The organism is Sphingobacterium daejeonense (genome assembly GCF_901472535.1).
Taxonomy (GTDB): Bacteria; Bacteroidota; Bacteroidia; order Sphingobacteriales; family Sphingobacteriaceae; genus Sphingobacterium; species Sphingobacterium daejeonense.
Genome location: NZ_LR590470.1, coordinates 2,098,705 through 2,119,987, shown reverse-complemented (window position 1 = coordinate 2,119,987; position 21,283 = coordinate 2,098,705). Strand labels below are relative to the sequence as shown.

The 21,283-nt window shown below is 37.0% G+C and carries 24 protein-coding genes; 6 read left to right on the top strand and 18 right to left on the bottom strand.

Features of this window, described 5'->3' with window-relative positions; translation table 11 throughout:
* Positions 1-39: 39 nt before the first annotated feature.
* Positions 40-453, bottom strand: a complete 414-nt coding sequence (locus tag FGL31_RS10130) for a DUF4783 domain-containing protein (protein WP_138091185.1) — start codon at positions 451-453, stop codon at positions 40-42.
* A 190-nt stretch (positions 454-643) separates the two neighbouring features.
* On the opposite strand from FGL31_RS10130, the gene gpmI reads away from it, so the two are divergent.
* Together gpmI and FGL31_RS10120 are read left to right on the top strand one after the other, a co-directional pair.
* The gene (gpmI, locus tag FGL31_RS10125) at positions 644-2,179 is read left to right on the top strand and encodes a 2,3-bisphosphoglycerate-independent phosphoglycerate mutase (RefSeq protein WP_138091183.1); all 1,536 of its coding nucleotides are present in this window, start codon (positions 644-646) and stop codon (positions 2,177-2,179) included.
* Positions 2,163-2,723, top strand: coding sequence for a hypothetical protein (locus tag FGL31_RS10120; protein ID WP_138091181.1), 561 nt, complete (start codon positions 2,163-2,165; stop codon positions 2,721-2,723). The genes gpmI and FGL31_RS10120 overlap by 17 nt, the downstream gene beginning before the upstream one ends.
* Positions 2,724-3,115: 392 nt before the next feature.
* Here FGL31_RS10120 and FGL31_RS10115 read toward each other — a convergent pair whose 3' ends face one another.
* The 3 genes from FGL31_RS10115 to FGL31_RS10105 form a co-directional block, all read right to left on the bottom strand.
* Positions 3,116-3,958 (bottom strand): TerC family protein, encoded by an 843-nt coding sequence (locus tag FGL31_RS10115; protein ID WP_138091179.1) that lies wholly within the window; start codon positions 3,956-3,958, stop codon positions 3,116-3,118.
* A 190-nt stretch (positions 3,959-4,148) separates the two neighbouring features.
* Entirely contained in the window at positions 4,149-4,679 is a 531-nt protein-coding gene (locus tag FGL31_RS10110; RefSeq protein WP_138091177.1) for an adenine phosphoribosyltransferase, read from the bottom strand.
* A complete protein-coding gene (locus tag FGL31_RS10105; RefSeq protein WP_171017611.1) occupies positions 4,679-5,566 on the bottom strand; it encodes a helix-hairpin-helix domain-containing protein in 888 nt (295 codons plus the stop codon). Before FGL31_RS10105 ends, FGL31_RS10110 begins: the two co-directional genes overlap by 1 nt.
* Positions 5,567-5,663: 97 nt before the next feature.
* On the opposite strand from FGL31_RS10105, the gene FGL31_RS10100 reads away from it, so the two are divergent.
* The gene (locus FGL31_RS10100; RefSeq protein WP_138091173.1) at positions 5,664-6,278 is read left to right on the top strand and encodes a polysaccharide deacetylase family protein; all 615 of its coding nucleotides are present in this window, start codon (positions 5,664-5,666) and stop codon (positions 6,276-6,278) included.
* On the opposite strand, the gene FGL31_RS10095 is transcribed toward FGL31_RS10100, so the two are convergent.
* The 8 genes from FGL31_RS10095 to FGL31_RS10065 all read right to left on the bottom strand — a co-directional run bounded on the left by FGL31_RS10095 (position 6,267) and on the right by FGL31_RS10065 (position 15,826).
* On the bottom strand, positions 6,267-7,088 hold the full coding sequence (locus tag FGL31_RS10095) for a DUF4249 domain-containing protein (protein WP_099372333.1): 822 nt from the start codon (positions 7,086-7,088) through the stop codon (positions 6,267-6,269). The two genes, FGL31_RS10100 and FGL31_RS10095, sit on opposite strands and share 12 nt — an antisense overlap.
* 4 nt (positions 7,089-7,092) lie before the next feature.
* Complete coding sequence (locus FGL31_RS10090) at positions 7,093-8,967, bottom strand: TonB-dependent receptor plug domain-containing protein (RefSeq protein WP_317131138.1); 1,875 nt, start codon at positions 8,965-8,967, stop codon at positions 7,093-7,095.
* Between the two features lie 29 nt (positions 8,968-8,996).
* Positions 8,997-9,470, bottom strand: a complete 474-nt coding sequence (locus FGL31_RS28925; RefSeq protein ID WP_317130993.1) for a carboxypeptidase-like regulatory domain-containing protein — start codon at positions 9,468-9,470, stop codon at positions 8,997-8,999.
* A gap of 102 nt (positions 9,471-9,572) precedes the next feature.
* Positions 9,573-10,385 carry an alpha/beta hydrolase gene (locus tag FGL31_RS10085; protein WP_138091171.1) on the bottom strand — a complete coding sequence of 271 codons (813 nt, stop codon included), beginning with the start codon at positions 10,383-10,385 and terminating at the stop codon, positions 9,573-9,575.
* Positions 10,386-10,389: 4 nt separating this feature from the next.
* Complete coding sequence (locus FGL31_RS10080; protein ID WP_138091169.1) at positions 10,390-11,274, bottom strand: YjiK family protein; 885 nt, start codon at positions 11,272-11,274, stop codon at positions 10,390-10,392.
* Positions 11,275-11,327: 53 nt separating this feature from the next.
* Positions 11,328-11,975 carry a hypothetical protein gene (locus FGL31_RS10075; RefSeq protein WP_138091166.1) on the bottom strand — a complete coding sequence of 216 codons (648 nt, stop codon included), beginning with the start codon at positions 11,973-11,975 and terminating at the stop codon, positions 11,328-11,330.
* Positions 11,976-12,206: 231 nt separating this feature from the next.
* Entirely contained in the window at positions 12,207-12,854 is a 648-nt protein-coding gene (locus tag FGL31_RS10070) for a hypothetical protein (protein ID WP_138091163.1), read from the bottom strand.
* 47 nt (positions 12,855-12,901) lie between these two features.
* Entirely contained in the window at positions 12,902-15,826 is a 2,925-nt protein-coding gene (locus FGL31_RS10065; protein ID WP_317130992.1) for an FAD-binding and (Fe-S)-binding domain-containing protein, read from the bottom strand.
* A gap of 248 nt (positions 15,827-16,074) precedes the next feature.
* Here FGL31_RS10065 and FGL31_RS25310 point away from each other — a divergent pair, with 248 nt between their 5' ends.
* From FGL31_RS25310 to FGL31_RS10055, 3 genes are read left to right on the top strand one after another with little or no spacing between them, the layout of a single operon-like run.
* Positions 16,075-16,248, top strand: coding sequence for an Lrp/AsnC family transcriptional regulator (locus FGL31_RS25310; protein ID WP_232046573.1), 174 nt, complete (start codon positions 16,075-16,077; stop codon positions 16,246-16,248).
* Positions 16,232-16,555, top strand: a complete 324-nt coding sequence (locus FGL31_RS10060; RefSeq protein ID WP_232046572.1) for an Lrp/AsnC family transcriptional regulator — start codon at positions 16,232-16,234, stop codon at positions 16,553-16,555. The genes FGL31_RS25310 and FGL31_RS10060 overlap by 17 nt, the downstream gene beginning before the upstream one ends.
* Before the next feature lie 7 nt (positions 16,556-16,562).
* The gene (locus FGL31_RS10055) at positions 16,563-17,741 is read left to right on the top strand and encodes an EamA family transporter (protein WP_138091158.1); all 1,179 of its coding nucleotides are present in this window, start codon (positions 16,563-16,565) and stop codon (positions 17,739-17,741) included.
* A 143-nt stretch (positions 17,742-17,884) separates the two neighbouring features.
* Here FGL31_RS10055 and FGL31_RS10050 read toward each other — a convergent pair whose 3' ends face one another.
* The 6 genes from FGL31_RS10050 to FGL31_RS10025 form a co-directional block, all read right to left on the bottom strand.
* Positions 17,885-18,358: a hypothetical protein gene (locus FGL31_RS10050; RefSeq protein WP_138091155.1), complete on the bottom strand. Its 474-nt coding sequence runs from the start codon at positions 18,356-18,358 to the stop codon at positions 17,885-17,887.
* 493 nt (positions 18,359-18,851) lie between these two features.
* Entirely contained in the window at positions 18,852-19,100 is a 249-nt protein-coding gene (locus tag FGL31_RS10045; protein WP_138091152.1) for a hypothetical protein, read from the bottom strand.
* Complete coding sequence (locus FGL31_RS10040) at positions 19,087-19,635, bottom strand: hypothetical protein (RefSeq protein WP_138091149.1); 549 nt, start codon at positions 19,633-19,635, stop codon at positions 19,087-19,089. Before FGL31_RS10040 ends, FGL31_RS10045 begins: the two co-directional genes overlap by 14 nt.
* 8 nt (positions 19,636-19,643) lie before the next feature.
* Positions 19,644-20,003 carry an RHS repeat domain-containing protein gene (locus FGL31_RS10035; RefSeq protein WP_232046570.1) on the bottom strand — a complete coding sequence of 120 codons (360 nt, stop codon included), beginning with the start codon at positions 20,001-20,003 and terminating at the stop codon, positions 19,644-19,646.
* A gap of 14 nt (positions 20,004-20,017) precedes the next feature.
* A complete protein-coding gene (locus FGL31_RS10030) occupies positions 20,018-20,674 on the bottom strand; it encodes a hypothetical protein (RefSeq protein WP_138091143.1) in 657 nt (218 codons plus the stop codon).
* 121 nt (positions 20,675-20,795) lie between these two features.
* Positions 20,796-21,161 (bottom strand): hypothetical protein, encoded by a 366-nt coding sequence (locus FGL31_RS10025; RefSeq protein ID WP_138091140.1) that lies wholly within the window; start codon positions 21,159-21,161, stop codon positions 20,796-20,798.
* Between the last annotated feature and the right edge of the window lie 122 nt (positions 21,162-21,283).

Genomic DNA, 21,283 nt, shown 5'->3' with positions numbered 1-21,283 from the left:
ATATTTATTTGAAAACTTAAATAAGAAAAATTAAAAACTTTATTCAATTCGCAGTTCATTTATTTGTGCTTCGCCACCTGTTTGGTTAAACTTCACAAATACACGATATGAACCTTGATTGGTCTTAATCTGGTAAACAATATAAAAACTATTGTTACTTCGGTTAGTGCGTTGTACCTGTTTGACTTCTGTAGTTTTTGAAGTTCTAAAGAAGTCGCTTAAAATAACTTCAGCCTGAAATTTCGAATAATAGCCGGAGTCATTTTTTATGGACAATGAAACATTTTGACCGAACATATTTGCTACATTTTTCGCGCTGTTCGCTTTTAATGCTCCAAGCAATTCCAAAGCAACATCCGTTTGGAAGCTCGCGAAAGCAACCAATGGCAAAAACAGCATTGCAAATGCAAACCGTCTCAATATCAAACCAAAATCACGAATAACTTTTAACATAATTGCTTGGGTGTTAACAGCAGAATTATAAATAATTTCCGCCAATTAACATTAAATTCATTTTCCGCTCTACAATCAGCGAAAATTATGCCAATCCTTGTTTATTTTGGTCATTAACGAATTTGTTGCTTTTCGATACAACCAAATTCTCTTTTTAGTGTTTCTAATGGAGAATAAGTATATTTGTGTAATGAGTTCTGAACATAAAAAAGTAGCATTATTAATCTTGGATGGATTAGGCTACGGAAAAAATGATAATTCAAACGCTGTAATAGCTGCTAACACCCCCTTTTTAGACTATCTTCTTGCAACCTACCCTAACTCCAAACTTGAAGCTTCAGGTGAAGCTGTTGGCTTACCGGCAGGGCAAATGGGGAACTCCGAAGTCGGGCACATGAACCTCGGTGCAGGTAGAATCGTATATCAAGAATTAGGTCGTATCAATAAAGCCGCACAAGAAGGTGTATTCAAAACTGACCCTACCATTCAGGATGCATTCGCCTATGCCAAACAAAACAATAAAAAAGTGCACTTCATCGGTCTTTTGTCTGATGGTGGTGTCCATGCACATATCGAACATCTTAAAGCTCTCTGCGACGCCGCAAAAGATGCAAGCCTAACTGACGAACAAGTCTTTATCCATGCTTTCCTGGATGGTCGTGATACAGACCCTAACGGTGGTTTTGGATATGTTAACGACTTGACGACTTTTCTAGAAAATTCTGTAGGGACCATAGCATCCGCAATCGGAAGATATTATGCAATGGACCGCGATAACCGTTGGGAACGCGTAAAAGAGGCATATGACCTATTGACAAAAGGAATAGGTATCCCTTCTACAAACCTTGCGGAATCCATCGAACAATCTTATAGCTTAGGAATTACTGATGAGTTTTTAAAGCCAATAGTTATGGTTGACTCACAGGGGCTTCCTAAAGCAACAATCAAAGATGGTGATGTGGTAATCTGTTATAATTTCAGAACAGATCGTGGTAGGGAAATTACAATTGCCCTAACTCAACAGGCTTTCCCTGAATATCACATGCAACCATTAAATCTTTATTATGTAACCATGACTTCTTATGATGAAACATTCAAAAATGTCAAAGTTATTTTTCATAAAGACAATCTTACCCAAACATTGGGAGAAACTTTATCCTTGCAGCATAAGACTCAAGTCCGTATTGCTGAAACTGAAAAGTATCCTCACGTAACATTCTTTTTCTCAGGAGGACGCGAAGATCAATTTGAGGGTGAAAGAAGATTATTGATCCCTTCTCCAAAAGTTGCAACTTATGATCTGCAACCTGAAATGAGTGCCAATACCATAGCAGACTCCATCTGTAAGGATATGGAAGAAAATAAACCGGATTTTATTTGTTTAAATTTTGCCAACCCAGACATGGTAGGCCATACTGGAGTTTTTGAAGCAGTAGTCAAAGCTGTGGAAACAGTAGATAATTGCACAAAACGTGTGGTTGAAACTGGAATCAACAATGGCTATTCGTTTATTATCCTTGCCGATCATGGTAACTCTGAATTTATGATCAATGAAGATGGATCAGTCAATACCGCACACACTACTAATTTAGTGCCTTGTATCTTGATTGACAACCAATACAAAAATATTAAAGATGGTAAATTAGGTGATGTGGCTCCAACGGTACTGCAATTGCTGAACTTGCCAATACCTTCAGAAATGACTGGAAATGTCCTTGCATATTAATATTAAGAGAATCAAAAATATCGCAGCAGTAATTTGTATTACTGCTGCTTTTTATAGTTGCGGAAATAAGGAGCAACAAGCGAAAATTGAAAATCAGGAAAAACTATTCGACCTTCCCTCCTTCTTTCAAAAAGAAATCGACTCATTGGCAGCACTGAATCCTGACGTGAACAAAACAGTGAAAAAAGATGAAAACGAAGAATCCAAAAAACTGAAAATTAAAGATTGGGCAGTAGAATTATCCAGCTTTAAGGCTATTGATCTCAACAAACCAGCCTATGCAGGTTTTGTCAAAGTAGATTCTGCTGACTCCGTAATCCAATATACCTTCACCAATCCTGAACTCGACCTTTCATGTGTCAGAATTCAACTCGATCAACAAGGACAACCCAAAATGATCTCCGTAGAAAAAGAAGTTAGAAACACCCTTTATAAAACTTCAGAGTTCTTGGTCTACGAAAAAAACAACTTCTACCTCGTTGAAAAAAATCAACACGTCAAAGTTATGGGCGACAACTATTACAAAGTTCAAGGCGAGTTTTAGTGGAGCTCCAGCTTCGGTTCCCTCAGCTTGGAGCTAGATATGAGATTTGCGATGTGAGATGTGAGATAGTAGAAAGAATATTAAGCGGAATGATTAATCTCATATTTTTTCGGAACGATGATTCATCCTTAGGTATCGAAGTGTTGAGCGCGGGCAGAACGCCATGGTTGGTGTCTCCACCAACCATCTTTAGCTGAGCTAGCCAAGTGTTTTGCACACGCTCTGTGCGGATGAATGACGGGTGCTTCGGCTCAAAACGCCATGGTTGGTGTCTCCACCAACCATCTTCAGCTGTGCTAGCGCAAGTGTTGTGCGCGGGTTTTGTGCTTTGGATCACTTGCGTTAAAATTCCGCTCAACCACCGAAGGTAAATAGACTTTATTTCACGTTTTCTATCTCAAATCCCACATCTCATATCTCACATCTGACCTCAAATCCCAAATCTCATATCCCACATCTAGTCTATGCCTTTTTCTCCTCTTCCAATTGCAATTGAGCTTTTTCTCAGACCTGATATTCAAGAACTCAACCAATACGGAGAATGCCATTGCGAAATAAATATATCCTTTAGGGATATGTTGGTCGAAAGCTTCTGCGGTAAGAGATACCCCGATCAATAATAAGAAAGCTAATGCCAACATCTTAACGGATGGATAATCATTAACAAATTTTGAGATACCTTCTGCTGAAATCAACATTATTCCTACTGCTACAATTACGGCAGCAACCATTACCCCGATGCTGTCCACCATCCCTACAGCAGTAATAACGGAATCCAATGAGAACACCAAATCCAGTATAATAATCTGTACAATGACATTCGCGAATGTAGCAGGTTTATTCCTTGCTTTTGCTGATTCAGTATGTCCTTCTACTTTATGATGAATTTCGGTTGTAGATTTATAGATCAGGAACAAACCTCCAATAAACAAGATCAAGTCTCTTCCTGACAATTGTAGATAGCGGCTCCATTCAGGGTGGTCAACACCAATGGTATCCGCCAAATTAATAAATGGCGCCGTTAAGCCCATAATCCATTTGATCGAAAACAACAATCCTACCCGCATAACCAATGCCAATAGCAATCCCAATTGCCTAGCTTTCTTCTGTTGCTCTACTGGCAACTTTGCACTTTGTATTGAGATAAATACAATGTTGTCAATACCCAGGACAATCTCCAAGACCGTCAAGGTTAAAAATGAAATCCAAATATTAGGATCCGATATCCATTCCATAAAATTATTCTAGTTGTGTGATTATTAATTATACCAGTTAATGTAATTATAAATTCTTTTAGTAGTGTGTGTGTAAATTATTCAAGTATTGCGTGTGTGTAAATTTTCCAGTTTTTCGCTTATAAATTACTGACAAACTATACCCGGTCTAATGTCTTATGTCTTATGTCTAATGTCTATCGAATACTGTCTAGTCATAATGCACCAGAGAAACAATATTTTCACTAAATCTCGTTAGTCGACCAGCGCTCTGTAAAAAATCAAGACTGATAACAAAGGAATATCCAGCAATTACACCGCCTAATTTTTCGACCAATTTACTGGCTGCGACGACAGTTCCACCGGTAGCTAGCAAGTCATCGTGCATTAAAACTTTAGTACCTTTTTTAATGGCGTCTTCATGCATTTCTATCGTTGCTTGACCATATTCCAATTTATAAGATTCTGAAATGGTATGAAAAGGTAATTTTCCTTGCTTACGGATAGGAACAAATGGTTTGTTCATTTCTTGAGCAAGCAGAAAACCAAACAAGAACCCTCTACTTTCAATTCCAGCTATTACGTCAATCTCAATGCCCTCAAGTTTCCTGACAAACTCTTTAACGGCCAATTTCACAACCTCTGGCTGCTGCAGTAAGGGGGTAATATCTTTAAAAACAATTCCCGGTTGGGGAAAATCCGGAATGTCACGGATAAAGGCTTTAAGCTGTTCTTCAATCATTAATGTTCGGTAAAATCCAAATAAAATTCAATTTTACGGAAAAAATCCTCATCTAAAGAATGAATTTTCGACAAATCTTCAACCCTATTAAAACCTCCATGCTGATTTCTATAGTTGATAATTGTTTGTGCTTGCTTATAAGTAACATAAGGATGTTTAGATAATTCAGACACCGATATAACGTTAATTTTTAATAATTTAACATCTGATCTGTCTACAGTTAGTTTAGGAAAAATATGCTGGTAAGTTTCTTCGGGCAACCCATATATTTCTGACAATTGTTCCGTTTTCACAAATCCGCCTAATGCATCCCTAAATTTGATTATCCTACTTGAAAATACAGGTCCTATCCCCTTCAGTTTCATAAATTCAGAACTATCAGCCAAATTAATATCGATACCTAAATTCATGTAATTGTCTTTGCTAATTTTATCTTTGAGAACTGTGGGCTTTCGGATCTCATTATCTGTCTGCGGGATTTCAACAAATGGCAACAAATCAACTAATAATTCCTCGTCAAGAACGTATATTTTTTTCAGATCATCTCTATTTTTGAAAACACCTCCTTTTTCTCTATAATTTAGAACTACTTGCGCTTGCTTATCACTAAGCCCTAACTTAACCCAGCCAGCCTTATCCAACACATTTGGATTGAACTTAAATAATTCCTGACTGCTTTTCTTATTGTGTTTGTGTTTATTTTGCTTAGATTTTATATAAGAGGCAGGTGCTGGTTTCGATGTAGATTCTTTTGAAAAAGCCATTTCTTCCATACTGAATTGAATATCTTTTTGTTTATGGAAGACAGGAAGAAAAATGTTAACGGTTAGCAGTAGAGAATTTAGAAGGATTAACAAGAACATTCCTCTTTGTTCTTTTCTGGTCAATTGAAAGAACTCGATTAGCTTTTTCATCTATCCCCAGGAAACTTACCTTCAATCCTAAAACTTTATTAAATTTGTAAAAATATCTGATAGTTGCAATATGCATTTTGTCCGCCCCATTTTTATCCTCAAATACATTTATCCAGAAGCGATTTGGAGAGAGGATAAGAATAAAAATAATATTTACTTAACATTTGATGATGGACCAATCCCAGAAATCACGCCTTGGATATTAGACTGCCTGAAAGAAAAGAATGTGAAAGCTTCGTTCTTTTGTGTGGGTGAAAACATCAAAAAACATCCAGAAATTTTCAAAAGGCTATTGGACGAAGGTCATGTGGTAGGTAATCACACTTATAACCATTTAAGAGGCTGGAACACCGAAGACAAAGATTATTTTGACAACATTAATCAATGTCAAGAGCTTACTCAGACAAATTTATTTAGACCTCCTTACGGAAGAGCTAAAAAATCACAAATGAAAGAATTGGCAAAGGATTTTAAGATTGTGATGTGGGATGTATTGACTGGCGATTATGATCAGGAAATCACCCCCCAGCAATGCTATAAGAATTGCATCGATAAAACCCGTAACGGTAGTATTATCGTATTTCACGATAATATCAAAGCCATTAACAATGTTAAATACGCCTTGCCCAAAAGCATTGACTATCTAATTGAGCAAGGTTATCAATTCAAAACCTTAGTTCCCTGATTCAGGGTCTGCGGGTTTGGGAGCGATATCTACTGTATAATCTCTAACACTGCTGACGCTGAAATATCCTAGTGCATCATTGCTTATATTAGATGTTGGATTTCCCGGTGCCGCACTACCAGGATTGGTGCTAGCATATTCTGACCAATAATTAAAAACCTCTTTTGTAATGATCTGCCGTCTGATTCTCAGATTATCTCCGGGTTTAATATCATTTCCACTCCCATCGCTGCCCAATTGATGAGTCCACTCATTGCCATCGTTGAATTTATCCGAAAACACAGCATTGAATTTAAAAGGCTTGTTATTGATAGACATACTATAACGATAGTAGTTCGCTTCCCCTTCAGGATCATTGAATTTTAAATTGATAAAATAAAAATCCTCGTTGAAAATATTTTCTTCTGTCACACCAATAGAATCAATATCTATATAGGCCAACATGCGTGTTGTTGAAGTATATTCCTCACCATCTACTTGAACTACTAGATTATAGGTCTCTCCCATCGCCATTGGAATATCGGTATTAATATACCTTCCTCCACCAGCAGAAACAAATTGATAAACCCTTCCATTGCCCAACCTTATGTAGACTAACGCATCATCCACAGGATCATTAGGTCTCTCATCATCAAAATTCACCGTTTTACTGATAAGGATTTCATGCGTCTTTTCTTCATTGTTGATGTCAGCGACAATTACAACTTTTGGATTTGCACTGTTTAGATCGATATCTATAAGGTCTTCACAGCTAGTTAAAATCAATAAAAAGCTGAAAAGTAAAAATCTATATAATGGTCTTTTTATCATGATTTTAAAATTTAAAGTTCCAAGTAACTGAAGGAATTGCTCCAAATAAAGCTATACGATAAGCTTCTGTAATATTTGGGTTCTGTTCATTTTCCCTGAAATCAATGATATAGGCATTCTTGTGGTTATATGCATTGTAAACTCCAAATGACCAGCTAGAATGGAACCGCTTATTTTCTTTCTTTGGCTCATAAGTAGCTGATAAATCTAAACGGTGATAATCTGGCATCCTATAGCCATTACGCTCTGTATAATAGAACATCGTTGTACCATCAACTTGATATTTACCACTCGGGAAAGTAATTGCATTACCTGTATAGTAAACAAAAGTAGCACCTAACGTCCATTTTTTACTCAATTGAAATATTCCAACCAATGAAATATCATGAGTTCGATCTTGACGAGCATTAAACCAATTTCCATCATTTATCTGATCAAATTGTCGTTCACTTTTTGCTAAGGTATATGCCAACCAACCGGTTAACCTACCTTTATTTTTTCTCAACAAGAACTCAGCACCATAAGATCTTCCAATTCCGTACAATAGATCGCCCTCCATATATTTATTGGCTTGCAGATCTGCTCCATTTCTGAAATCAATCTGATTATCCATAAACTTATAATAGCTCTCAACAGAAAACTCATACGTATTATTGTTAAAGTTCCTGAAATAACCCAAAGCCACTTGATCTGCAATTTGAGGCTTGATATTTAAGCTGCTCACAACGTATTGATCAGTTGGCAAACTTGAGGTCGTATTGGTCAATTGATGTAAGTTCTGTGAAATTCTATTGTAACTTGCTTTGATGCTATTGTTAGGATTTAAAATATAAGAAAGGGATAACCTTGGCTCGAAATTGAAATAATGTTTTGCTATAACGCGATCGTAATGGGTTTCTGAAATAGGCTCACCATCTTCATCAAAATCATAAAATGAACCTGGACCCATAACCATAAAATCACTAAATCGAATACCATAGATCATAGATAATTTGTCAAATGGCTTCCATTCATGCGAAACATAAGCTGCAGCTTCAATACCTTGTCTGCTATCCACACTCACCGAATTTACTTCAGAACCTTCCTGTGCCTCAAGACTTGCTGGTTTAATACTTTGTTGATGAAGGTTAACCCCAAATCTCAAGGTATTGTTATTGGTTGAGTAATAGGAGAAATCCTGTTTGAAATTCCAGTTTCGGATCTTGGAGGCAATCTTAAAGTCAGAATCATCATTGCTAACGTTAACATTGTATGCAAAATCACTATAGATCAATGAAGTGTTAGAAAATAACTGAGAATTTATAACAGAATTCCAACGAACTGTAGCAGTCGCATTTCCCCAGTCAAAACCAAATAAATCACCGTAACCTAAATCATCCTTGCCAAAATAACCTGAAAGATATAGCGTATTGCGATCATTCAATTTATAGTTCATCTTTGCATTCAAATCGTAGAAATAAAGCTTGCTTTTTTTAGTTGTTTCATCAGGTGAAAGCTTTAAAAATAAGTCAGCATAAGTCCTTCTACCACTGATCATAAATGAACTTTTATCTTTTACAATAGGTCCTTCCAGCTTTAAGCGAGAGGCAATCAAACCAATACCACCTTCAGCACTGAATTTCTTGTTGTTACCATCCAGCATACTGATATCCATGACAGATGAAATTCTGCCTCCATATTGAGCGGGTATACCACCCTTAAAGAGACTGGCATCCTTAATAGCGTCTGAGTTGAACGTTGAGAAAAACCCTAATAAATGGGAAGCATTGTAAACCGTAGCTTCATCCAATAGAATCAGGTTTTGGTCACCACCACCTCCACGCACATAGAAATTCGAACTACCTTCACCGCCTGTAGATACACCTGGAAGTAACTGAATGGATTTTAAAATATCTTTCTCTCCAAAAACTACAGGAATATTTTCAGTTCTTCCATGGTGAACTTTAAATTTCCCATTTGCGGAGATGTAACATTGTCATCTTCCTTTTTACCAGTTACGATGACTTCTTCGATGACACTTGAATTTGGAGTAATCTCAAAATTCCTGCGCTGGTCAGCATTTAACTCTACAGTTTCGGTTTTGCTGGCATAACCCACAAATGAAATTTCAACTTCATATGTTCCAGCTGGAAGAGATAAGGAATAGAAACCGTAATTATTGGAATATGTATTTAGGTTTTGGTCTTTTACCCGGATTACTGCAGCAATTAAATTCTCTCCCGAATTAGAATCTTTTATATATCCGCTAAGGGTCAATTTCTCTTGACCTAAAACAGTATTAAACAGTAAAATATAAATTCCAAGAAGGCTTAGGCAGACAATTCGGAACAATGATTTTTTTCTCAGCAAATACAAATCCATGGCCAAAAGTAAAAAAGCCATTCTGAACATCAAAATGGCTTGCGTAGGTTTATAATCTCGTATCTAGTTTCAAAGGTACTACAATTATCCAAAAAAGCAAATATATTATCCAAAATAGACAGCTTATGTAGTCTTCGAAAAGAACTCATTAAAGAAAACTAGCTGATAATGAATGGATTTGCTCCAATAATCCCAATTGTGTGCGCCAGGCATTGTTAAAAAACGATGAGGTACATTTAAATATGTTAATTTTTCATGGAGCTTACGATTTACCTGATAAAAGAAGTCTTCTGTACCACAATCTATAAAAAATTCCAATGATTTTGGTTTAATCAAGTGGGTCATTTCCATGACAGTATGATCTTCCCATACTTGAGGATTTTGATCGTAGGGTCCTATTCTTTTTGCCATATCCCAGTTGTTTGGAAACGGACGAATATCCACACCACCAGCAGTGCTTCCTGCAGCACCAAAGGTATCTTGATGACGGAGTGCCAAATATAAAGCACCATGGCCGCCCATACTCAATCCTGTAATCCCACGCTTGCTCCTATCTTTGATTACTGGATAATTTTGATCAATATAAGCCACCAATTCCTTGGCAACAAAAGTTTCATATTGAAAGTTCTGGTCATTTGGAATATCCCAATACCAACTTCCAAATCCACCATCAGGACAAACGATTATAATTCCCAACCTATCTGCTAAATCTTTGATTGCCGGAACTTTATTGACCCAATCCTTATAACTTCCAGAATATCCATGCAATAAATATAAAGTTGGAAATTCTTTTGACTTTGAACCTTCAGGTTGAATAATGACAGTTTTGATGGCTTTATTCATTGCTGAACTTTGTACATTCAGCGTATCAACTTTTGCAGCATGCGCAAATCCTATAAATAAAAGAGAAAAAAAGAATGACAAGGATGTCTTCATAAAACTATGGTTTTGAAATATGATAATAATAAAGATAAGAGTCTAAACCGAATGGTCTTTCACTAATCGTGAAAAATCCATCTGAAGCCCTATCAAATGTGATCGCCTCACCCTGTGGTTCTGGTTTGTATGGAACAGGTAGATACGCCTCACTCAATGCTTTTGATATAGACATGTTATTCCTTAATGGCCAGTAATATATCGATGTCAGATTTTTCATAATCAATGCATCTCTCCTAGATGAAATATCTGCTGCTGTTATAAATGTGAATGGAAAGCTGATTAATGGCTTTAGAACAAAATGCGGCTTATTGGTTTCAAAAATAGCTGCAGTGTATAGGATCGATCTGAACTCTCTTTTTGAAATTAGGTAGAATTGTTTATCCATTGGATCAACAAATATGGCTTCAGCATCTCGAGCTTTTCCAGGATAGGTCAGTGTCTTAATATTAATTTCATTTTTCGGAATAGTATCATTCACTTGATTAGACTTATAGAGTGGTTCGGGGAAGATATATAAAGATATATTTGCCCTTATAGCCAAGTTATCACCAATATCTGCCAAGACTATATAAGATTTCCCTTCTACTTCTACCCAGGCAATATCCTCTATATCAACTGCATTTATTCCCTCCAACCTATAGGTTGTCTTTAAATTCGCGACGGAGTCAATAAGGTAAATATTTGCTTCATCTCCACTATCATTGTGGACCCAAAACATACCTGGATTGTTTATAGAAGATACAATTCCAGAAATTTCCCCTAATGCGGGTGAACTAACCTTTCCTTTTGAAAAACGCTCACCATGCATTACCTCTTGAGCCATTGTGCTCAATGGAAATAATAAGGTCAGTAGTAAATAACAGCTACAAATATAAGATCTCAACATAAAAAAAGGTCAGCAAAACACTGACCCTCCTAAAATACATTAAAAAAATAGTTTTATTTACCTTCAAATGCAGAAATAATTGCTGCGCGAAAGGTTGAATCAACTTCATAAAGTTCAAAAGAGTATTTAAATGTATCAACTACTCCAATTAATTCTGCCTTTCGTCCGGTATTGTTGTCAAAGAAGTATCTGAAATTATAGGTTCCAGATGCTGATAGGTCTACCATATCTCTGTTTGAAGAAAAAACCATTGGAGATAAAGTTTCTGTAGTCATCTTTCCATCGACGGGCAATTTAAACAAAACCCCCAGAGCTCTTACAAAATTATCCGAATTTGTCCCATTGGAAGTAATGCGAATAGCTCCTTGTTTAAAGCCCATTTCCTTATTTGGTTCGCCATCTAATTCAATCCCAGGTTGGATATTCTTTAATACTTCAACATCAAAACCTACCGGTTCATCGCTAAATTCTGATATCGCTTCGTATAATACCGATGAATCTGTTTCAGAAATCCTTCTGATGTCAAAATACAAATGAAACTGGCTGGATGTAATTTCATGGGTTAGAGGCTTTAATTCCAGTCTGTCAATAGCTGATTTAGTAGTATCAGTGGAACTCCTTTCTGAATTTCCAGAATTCCCACATGAATTCAAACATACTACAACAGTCAATAAAAATAAAATCAAATTAAATTTTCTCATAACTTTAATATTTATAAATAAAACAACAAATCAATTATAATGTTTTAATTATTTATAAATATTTTTAACACACACAGCTGTAAAAGCTATTTAACAATAAAATTTTTAATCTAAATAATATTTTTATTAAACTAACATAAAAACTTGATTGACATTCAATATAATCTGTTTGGAGGAGTATAAAAAAAAGGTCAGCAAATGCCGACCTTTAAATATTGAATATTATTAATTTTATTTTCCTTCAAAGGCAGAAATAATTGCTGCCCTATAGGTAGAATCTTTCTCTCCAAGTTCAAAAGATTGTTTGTAAGTATCTAATATCCCGAACATCTCCGCCTCTTTACCTGTACCATTTTCAAAGAAATATTTAAAACTATATGTACCAGGTTTTCCTAAATCAACTTTCTCTTTATTAGACGAAAACACCATTGGAGTTAAAGTATTTGTTGTCATCTTTCCATCAACTGGCATCTTAAACAAAGTACCCATTGCTTTCACGAAATTATCGGAGTTTGGACCATTTGCTGTAATGCGAACAGAACCTTCACTAAAACCTAAATCATCATCTGGTTGGCCATTTTCAGCAATACCGGCATCAATGTCCTTTTTAATTTCTACATTAAATCCGACAGGCTCATTATTAAATTCTGATATCGCTTCATAGAGAATGGATGAATCCGTTTGTGCTGACTGCCTCAAATCAAAATATAAATGAAATTGATTTGAAGTAGTTTCATTTGTCAGAGGCTTTAAAGCCATTTCAGAGCTACCTGCAGCTGTTGAGTCATTAGATCCACCTTCTGATTTATTTGAGTTACCACATGATGACATCCATAATAATGAAGTCATTAACAGTGAATACGTTGCGATTTTTTTCATAACTTTCATATTTATTGTAAGACAAAAAAGATACGCTTTTTGTTTGATTATTTCTTTATTAGAGCTTCATAAATAATTTCTACAGGATGAAATGAAGGCCTATGCAAGCCATCCTTAATTTGATGTCGGCAAGATGTTCCAGCCGCTGCGATGAGGTAATCATCCCCAGTTTTTCGAAGGGTAGGAAAAAGAACCAATTCAGCAACTTTCTGCGAAACTTCAAAATGTTCCTTTTCATAGCCAAAAGAACCAGCCATACCACAACATCCAGATGGGATGACCTCAACCTCATAGTTAGAAGGAAAGGACAGCAGCTCTCTTGTAGTATCTACAAGTTTAAATGCTTTCTGGTAGCAATGCCCATGTAGTTTGATTTTTTGTGGCTCTGCTGTGAATTGTTCGGGATGTATTCGCCCGGCCTTGATTTCTCTTACAAGGAATTCGTCGATCATGAGCGCATTCTCTCCCAGCAGTCTCGCCTGCTCTCGTTTATCCGCATCTACTAAGTCTGGATATTCATCTCTAAAGGTAATAATAGCCGATGGCTCAATACCCAATAAAGGACTTTCTGCTGTTACTTCTTGACTCGCCAAGGCTACATTTTCATTTGCCAATGCCTTAGCTTTCTTTACGAAACCTTTAGATAAATAAGTCCTACCACTTTCCTTTAACTTAGGCACAATAACATCGTATCCCAGAGCAGTTAATAACTTATAGGCAGTAATACCAACCTCTGTATCGTTGTAATTTGTAAATTCATCAGAAAATAGAAATACCTTCTTTTTGTTCCTTGATTTCTTTTGTTTGGATGCCCATTTGCTGAAGGTTGTACCATGTACTTTTGGCAATGAACGACCCGGCGCAAACCCAACAACACTTTTAATAATTCCCGAGGTAAAGCTATTGGTCGCAAAGAAATTATAGATTGGCGCTACTAAAGATCCCAATTTCTGAGACTCAGTAAAATTGGCAATCAATTTCGCCCTAAAAGGACTTCCATTAGCATCATAATAATGCTGCAAGAACTCAGCCTTCATTTTGGCAATATCCACGCTGGATGGACATTCAGTTTTACAGCCTTTACAGCTCAAACATAAATCCATCACATCCTTAATTTCTTCGTGATTGAACCCATTCTGTTCGGTAGAGTTCGTCAAGAACTGACGGAGCATATTCGCTCTAGCCCTTGTAGTGTCCTTTTCATCCCGTGTTGCCATAAATGACGGGCACATCGTTCCTCCAGTAATTTCTGTTTTCCTACAATCCCCGGAACCTGAACATTTCTCGGCAAGGCGTAGGATGCTCTCGTTCTTTGTAAAATCAAAGTAAGTCTTGATCTGAGAGGCATCCGTCACATGGTCATAACGCAAATGCGTATCCATGGGCGGTGTATTCACAATTTTTTTGGCGTTGAACACATTGTTTGGATCAAATATGCTTTTTGTCTGTAAAAGAAGCTCATATACTTTTTCACCAAGCACCTTACCAATAAATTCGCCTCTCAATCGGCCATCACCATGTTCACCGCTCAATGACCCATTGTATTTTAGGACAAGGTCTGTTGTCTTCTCCAAAATACTTCGGAATTGATGCCTTCCCTCTGCAGTTTTAAGATTGATAAAAGGCTCTATATGCAGTTCCCCTGCACCGGCATGTGCATAATATGAAGCATGCACATTTTCTTCTTGTAATAGCTTTTGGATATCAGAAACATAAGCCGGGAGATCTTCTGGAGAAACGGCACAGTCTTCAATCAGATTGACCGGCTGAGAATCTCCTGGCAAGTTACGGATCAAACCTAACCCTGCTTTACGGACATCCCAAACCAAATTGGTTTTCTCAACTCCTGTAATCCATGGAAATGCATAACCCAATCCTTCTGCCATTAACTCAGCCACCAATTTCTCCGCTTTATCAGCGATCTCTTCTTGTGTATCCCCTCTGAATTCTACAATCAAGAGTGCTTGAGGATCTCCTTCGATAAAGAAACGGTTGTATTGATAAGTTGGATGTCCAACTGTAAAATCTAAAATATATTTATCGACTAGTTCCGATGCTTCTGGGTTATTCCGCAGGGCAACCACATTTCCGCGCATACACTCCACCATATCTTCAAAGTGGACACATAATAGCCCTATTTCTTTTGGCGGCAATGGCATCAGTTTAATTTTCGCCTCAGTGATTATCCCAATGGTTCCTTCCGAGCCGGCAAGCAAACGGCAAAGATTAAATGGTTGGCTGACATCAGAAAGCATATCCAATGCATAGCCTGTATTTCTTCGGGTAATCTCTGATTTTGGATAACCCGCGTGGATTGCTTCCTGGTTATCTTTATTGGTCAATAATTCATTTAAGGACCTATAGATTTCACCCTCCCTTGACTTTTCGGAAAGCTTTGCAAAGTATTCTCCTTCGTTTAACTCTTTGAACGTCACCTCAGACTCATCATCCAATATCACATTTGCTTCCAACAAGTTATGACGGGTATCTCCCCAAACGATTGAATGCAGCCCCGATGAGTTATTTCCGATCATTCCACCGATCATTGCTCGGCTAGCTGTGGATGTCTCAGGGCCAAACATCAAACCAAATGATTTTAAATAAGCATTTAGATCATCACGAATCACACCCGGTTGAACTCTTGCCCACCCTTCCTTTTCATTGACTTCCAGGATCTGATTGAAATATCGAGATACATCAACCACAATACCCGATCCCACAACCTGCCCAGCAAGTGAAGTTCCCGCGGTCCTAGGGATTAATGTTGTTTGGTTTTCTCGAGCAAATCGGATTAATGTTTTTAAGTCATTGATGTTTTGCGGAATGCAGACCGCCAAAGGTAATTCTTGATATACCGAAGCATCGGTAGAATATGCCATACGCATGGTTTGATGCGCAGTATTTTTTTCATCATAAAATAAATCCCCTGTAAGAGATTCTGCCAAGGCTGCTAATTTAATTTGTAACGACACGATAAGATAGATTGAATAACAAAACTACGCATTGTTTCATTAAAATTAAGCTCTAAACGCATATTTTAGATATTTATAATTAATCCGTATATTCGTAAGTACTTGTTTACCAACAGTAATAACCAATTTATTAAAATACCCCAATATGGCTAAAGTTTATCCTTTATAAGTCATATTTATCTGAATAAAATTCTAAAATCAACTTAATAATTTGAATTTAATTCGGAATTTACGATATTTGCGCCACTATGGCAAAACTAGAAATTTCATTGGACCAGATTGATCTTCAGATCATCAGAATAATGCAGGATAATGCCCGTACTAATAATGCTGATATCGCCCGTGAATTGGGGATGGCACCATCAGCAATTCTGGAGAGAGTAAAAAAAATTAGAACAGAAGGAAGTGATTCTTCAATATAATGCCCGCATTAACCCGGCTGCATTGGATCAAAAGATGCTTTCATTCATCTTTATCAAGACTCAAGACATTATCGGTGTACAGAAAGTAGGCTTATTGCTTGCAGAGATCCCCGAGGTGTTGGAGGTACATGATATCGCCGGTGAGGACGGATACTTGATCAAAGTGAGAACAAATGACTCTGCTGGCCTGGTGGATTTAATGCGCAATACCTTAAGCAAGATCGAAGGCATTATCTCTACAAGAACAACAATCGTATTAGAAACAGTAAAAGAAGACAATAAATTAGTTATTCCTTCTAAGGATTAAATAAATCATGGTTAAATCAACTAGTCCATCAGGAAGCATCATTATTTTTGCTTATTTGGTGGTATACATCGTTTGGGGATCTACCTTTTTCTTTATCGAGAAAGCATTGCATGCTTTCCCACCTTTCGTTTTAGGATCTATCCGATTTATCATTGCGGGTTCCCTATTGATGCTTTATTGCTGGATGAAGGGTTATAAGATCTATATCAAAAAAGCCGTTAAGGATGCCGCACTCGTAGGGTTCTTATTGCTATTTATAGACATGGCTGCAATTATCTGGTCGGAGCAGTTTATCTCCAGCGCTATTGTGTCCATTCTATCTGCAGCAACCGCCATTTGGTTCATAATCCTGGACAAACCAAAATGGAAAGAGAACTTCTCGAGCATTCCAACTTTATTGGGATTGATCTTGGGTTTCTTGGGTGTTGTCATGCTTTTTGCAGAACAGATCTTCGGTCCGGAAGCAAATGCCGGAAACAGCGACAAAAAGTTAACCGCGATGATTGTCATGACATTGGGAACGATTGGCTGGACTGTTGGTTCACTTATTTCCAAATACAGCAAGAACTCTGAAAAGAAGAAACTAAATGATTCTGATGCTCCGCAGGAACCCGAAGAGGACTTGAACGTAATGGTCAAAACGGCATGGCAAATGGTTGTTGCGGGTACGGCCTTTACCACTGTTGCGCTATTAAATGGTGAATACCGTGATTTCGAATTCAGTGCCGTTCCAACAGAATACTGGGGTGCCATGATCTACCTGGCATTGATGGGATCTATCTTGGCATTCAGCTGTTATATCTTCCTATTGCAGGTTCGTCCGGCAACGGAAGTCAGCACCTATGCCTATGTAAACCCTATCGTTGCTTTGATATTGGTGCATTTCTTTACCGACCATATCGTGAGCCGCATGCAGATCATCGGTCTGGCAGTAGTGCTGTTCAGCGTACTCCTAATGAACTGGAACCTCTACCGCGACAGCGATATTATCCGCAACTACAAACGCAGACGCAAAATCCGTAAACTACGCCATATGGCTCCAAAAAGTAGTATCCCAAGAATCGTGGAAGTAGCTGAGTTTATCCAAAAGAAAACTAAAAAACCAAAAGACTCCGAAAAATCAACAGATACCAAAGCCTATAAAAACAAAGAGCCGAAAAACTTTGACCAAGAGTTTTATGACTAAGGTGGATATGGGATGTGAGATGTGAGATTTGAGAAAGTTGAAGGGTAAGAAATAGGGTAATATGCAACGGGTAAAATGCCAGAGGGCGTGTTTTTTTTAAATGCCGCAGACGCGTTTTCTAGCTGGGGCTTTTTGATGGGGGGCTAATTTTTTGTTGCTCTTCTCATTGATCCTTGAGACCAATCATATTCATAAGTGATTTTTTGTCCAGGCAAAAACCCAAACCTTTTCCTATTACCCTTATCATCAGCGGTATAGACATACAATATAAAGTAATTTCCTTTTGACAGCCAATCCCTGTTGAAGTCCCCGATTTTATAGCTCAAGTATTTTGCATCTCCTTTTTCAGTTTTGATGTACTGAAGATTTAACATGAGATCCCCAACGGATTCCGATATAATTTTATCATATAACCTTTCTTCCACAGACAACTTCCCAGGTACGTAATGTATCCTTATAGCTTCTTCCTCTCCTTGACCGTTTTTCATGATAATATTCTCGCCATAGATCTGGGTTAGATTTCCATCAATCAATATAATGAAATTGACCTCTTTATCCTGAGAATAACAATTAGACGCAATACCTAAAAAAACACAGAGCAATATTTGTTTTACCATAACATACGATTCGTTAATTCTCCAAAATCCTTCTTACCGCCCTCGAACGAAGTTGCAAAGAAGGAACAGTTCCTCCATTGTTATATATCACGACACCGTTTGAAGGCTGGGTAATTTGAGTTTGGCTTCCCCCCACTAGAATTGGTTGTGGTTGTTCCTGACGACAGCCCTAATCGTCCAACTATTATATTTGTCCCAAACTGGGCAAAAGTTCCGACATCTGTTGCCGAAGGTATTAAAGCACTCGAACTGTAAGATAAGTGCTGATATACCAGAAAGCATATAGATAAATCTAAGAATTCTTTTAGTTATGTTTATATTGAGTTCGAATTTAATTATTCCTGAAACAATAAATAGTAATAAGCTTATTAAAGTATATTTTCTTTTAGCCTTTTTTATTGGAAAATTTGAAAACCATATCTATTTCTTTAATCTAAATGTTTGAATTAATGTTTATCATTTGGTATTTTCTCTATCACAAAAACATCCTTTCCTATAGCTCTATAAGCAAAATACCCGGATCCATATTCGATAAAGAAATTAGCGTGTTGTCCAGATTAATCATTTCTTCTAATGAAACAACTCTATAGTTCGATTCTTCCACCTTAGAGTCGCCACTAAATTCCCACATCCCATCTTCTAAATAATGATATACTCTTGTTATTTGATCCTCTTTATCCAATACGAATGAAGTCGTCAAAACAGCTTCATTTGGATCTGAAAAATAATTATGCAATTCCATTTAAAAATTGTTGCTTGATTTTTTTTAGATTTTCTTCCTTGGAAATAACTCTCATATTTGAGTTAGAGTTCGTTCCATTATTTTTCCTTGATTGCTTATGATCCACCTCTGCTTGATTTATAACAGCAGGCTCACCTTTCTGGTTAGCTTTAGGAGGGTTTAACTTCCGTCCATCTCCATCACTAACTAGTTCTCCACCGTTTTGTCTCTTATTTTCCTCAAATATCCTCTGCCGTTGTGCCCTTGTAGTCTCTCTTCCTTCGCCGACTGTCCGAGGTTCTTTTAAATGAGAGTAGTCACCCTTTTCAACTTCTCCCTTTCCTTGATTCTGTGTACCGACTTCCTTTGTATCCCTTTTATCCGAATTAAGCATAAAAGGATTTAACTGGATATCTTTCCGTGTACCATCCCTTTTTATAAGATTATTATTCTGGAAATTATCCTGATTAACGGCTACAACAGTAACTCCTGCAGCTAAGGCTGCTCCATTTAACACCATTCGCCTACCACCTTGGGTAGCTAATGTTCTAAGCAACCAAGGGATTATTGGATTCTTCCATCCGGGTCGAAAAACCTTATCGGATTATTGAACGCGTAATTATAAGGCGAATGCCTACGCATCTTCTCCGCCAGCGGATCCACCACATTCCATCTACCTATCTCTGCATCATAGAACCTTGCTCCGTAATCCAGCTGGTCTCCCAACTCTTCCTGCTTCTCTTTGCCATTGTAAAGGTAGCGATTTATACCGCCAGTCACAATGGCCCTGGTCTTGCCGAACGGATAGTAGTCCTGCCTTTGGAAGATGCCCACTTTTGGAGCCGTTGCCGTCCCTTCGCGCTTGATCACCACCCGGACATTGCCCAAATGGTCCGTCAGGTTATAGTGGTGGCTGTAGGTCACCAGGTTGAAGCTCTTTATTGATTTGTCACTTTTTCTCTATCCTTTTCTGGTATATCTTTAAATGGCGGTGTCGTACTTTCTATACGAAGATAATCTTCTATGAGTTCGCTCTTTTCTTCTTTAGAAAATAGCTTTGTAATTTTATCCTGACACATAATTTCAGACATAATATCGTACAACTTCTCTCGATCTTCCCAAGATATACCATATTCACGCTTATAGTATTCTAAAACGATTTTAAACCTAATATGGATAGCACTATGTATAAAAAAATAATTGAGGTGATTTATTGATTTACGACCCTGAACTTTATTTGCGTACATAAGTAAATATCGTCCTTCCGACATATAAAATGTTGTTCCATTATCAGATATATATTTGAAAGATGGAAGATCTTGCCTTTCTATACAAACATCTTCAGTGAAATCAACAATAAATTTATCTATTCCATTTTTACTGAACTGATAACAAATAATATCACCAAAAAGCTTTTCGTGTTTTGTGTTTGAAGAGTACACGCTTAATAAAATTGTACCACCCACACCCGTGATTTGTTCAAGCTCTATATATGAACAATATATATTCTCTGTTTGAAAACCTCTCAGAAAACTGTATTCTAAAAAAGGAATAGATTTAACGGAAAAATACCCAAAAAATTTCTTTAATACCATTTCATAAAACTAAAAAAGTTCTTTCCAATTAGGCATATTTTCAGAAAACCAAGTTTCAGCGTTTTTCATATAAGGCAATCAAAGTATTGCACCGTAATCCAGCTGACATTTAACTCATCCTCTACCCATTTACCCTAATCAACGAATCATCAGTAATAAAAACCAAAGGAGTAAAGCTTTTTGTTTCTAATAAATAATATTCATAGAATCCAGCTCTATTGTCTAACTTCTTCAATCTAGACCTGTTGTATTCCTCTATATAGGTTGAACCAGAATGTTTCGAAGGCACAATGACTTTACCCCAAACACCATCAATAAACGTAATAGTCAATTCCTTGTTTAAATCCTTAATCTTAAAAAAAACACTTTGTCGACTCAAATAATCTTCAAAAGAATCATTCACGGAATTTTCCAAATCCAAATGTAATGGAGAATTTAATGTTCTCCGTAAAAATGTATTTAATTCAACCAATTTAATTTTTTCCATAAAAGAAGTCGGGATGAATAGGTCACTATGTATCGCTTGTGATTCTTTTTTATAAATCGAAAAAAAACTTTTGTTTTTAAATTTCGCCAATGGAATAAATAAAAAATGTTTCTGCTATCGTT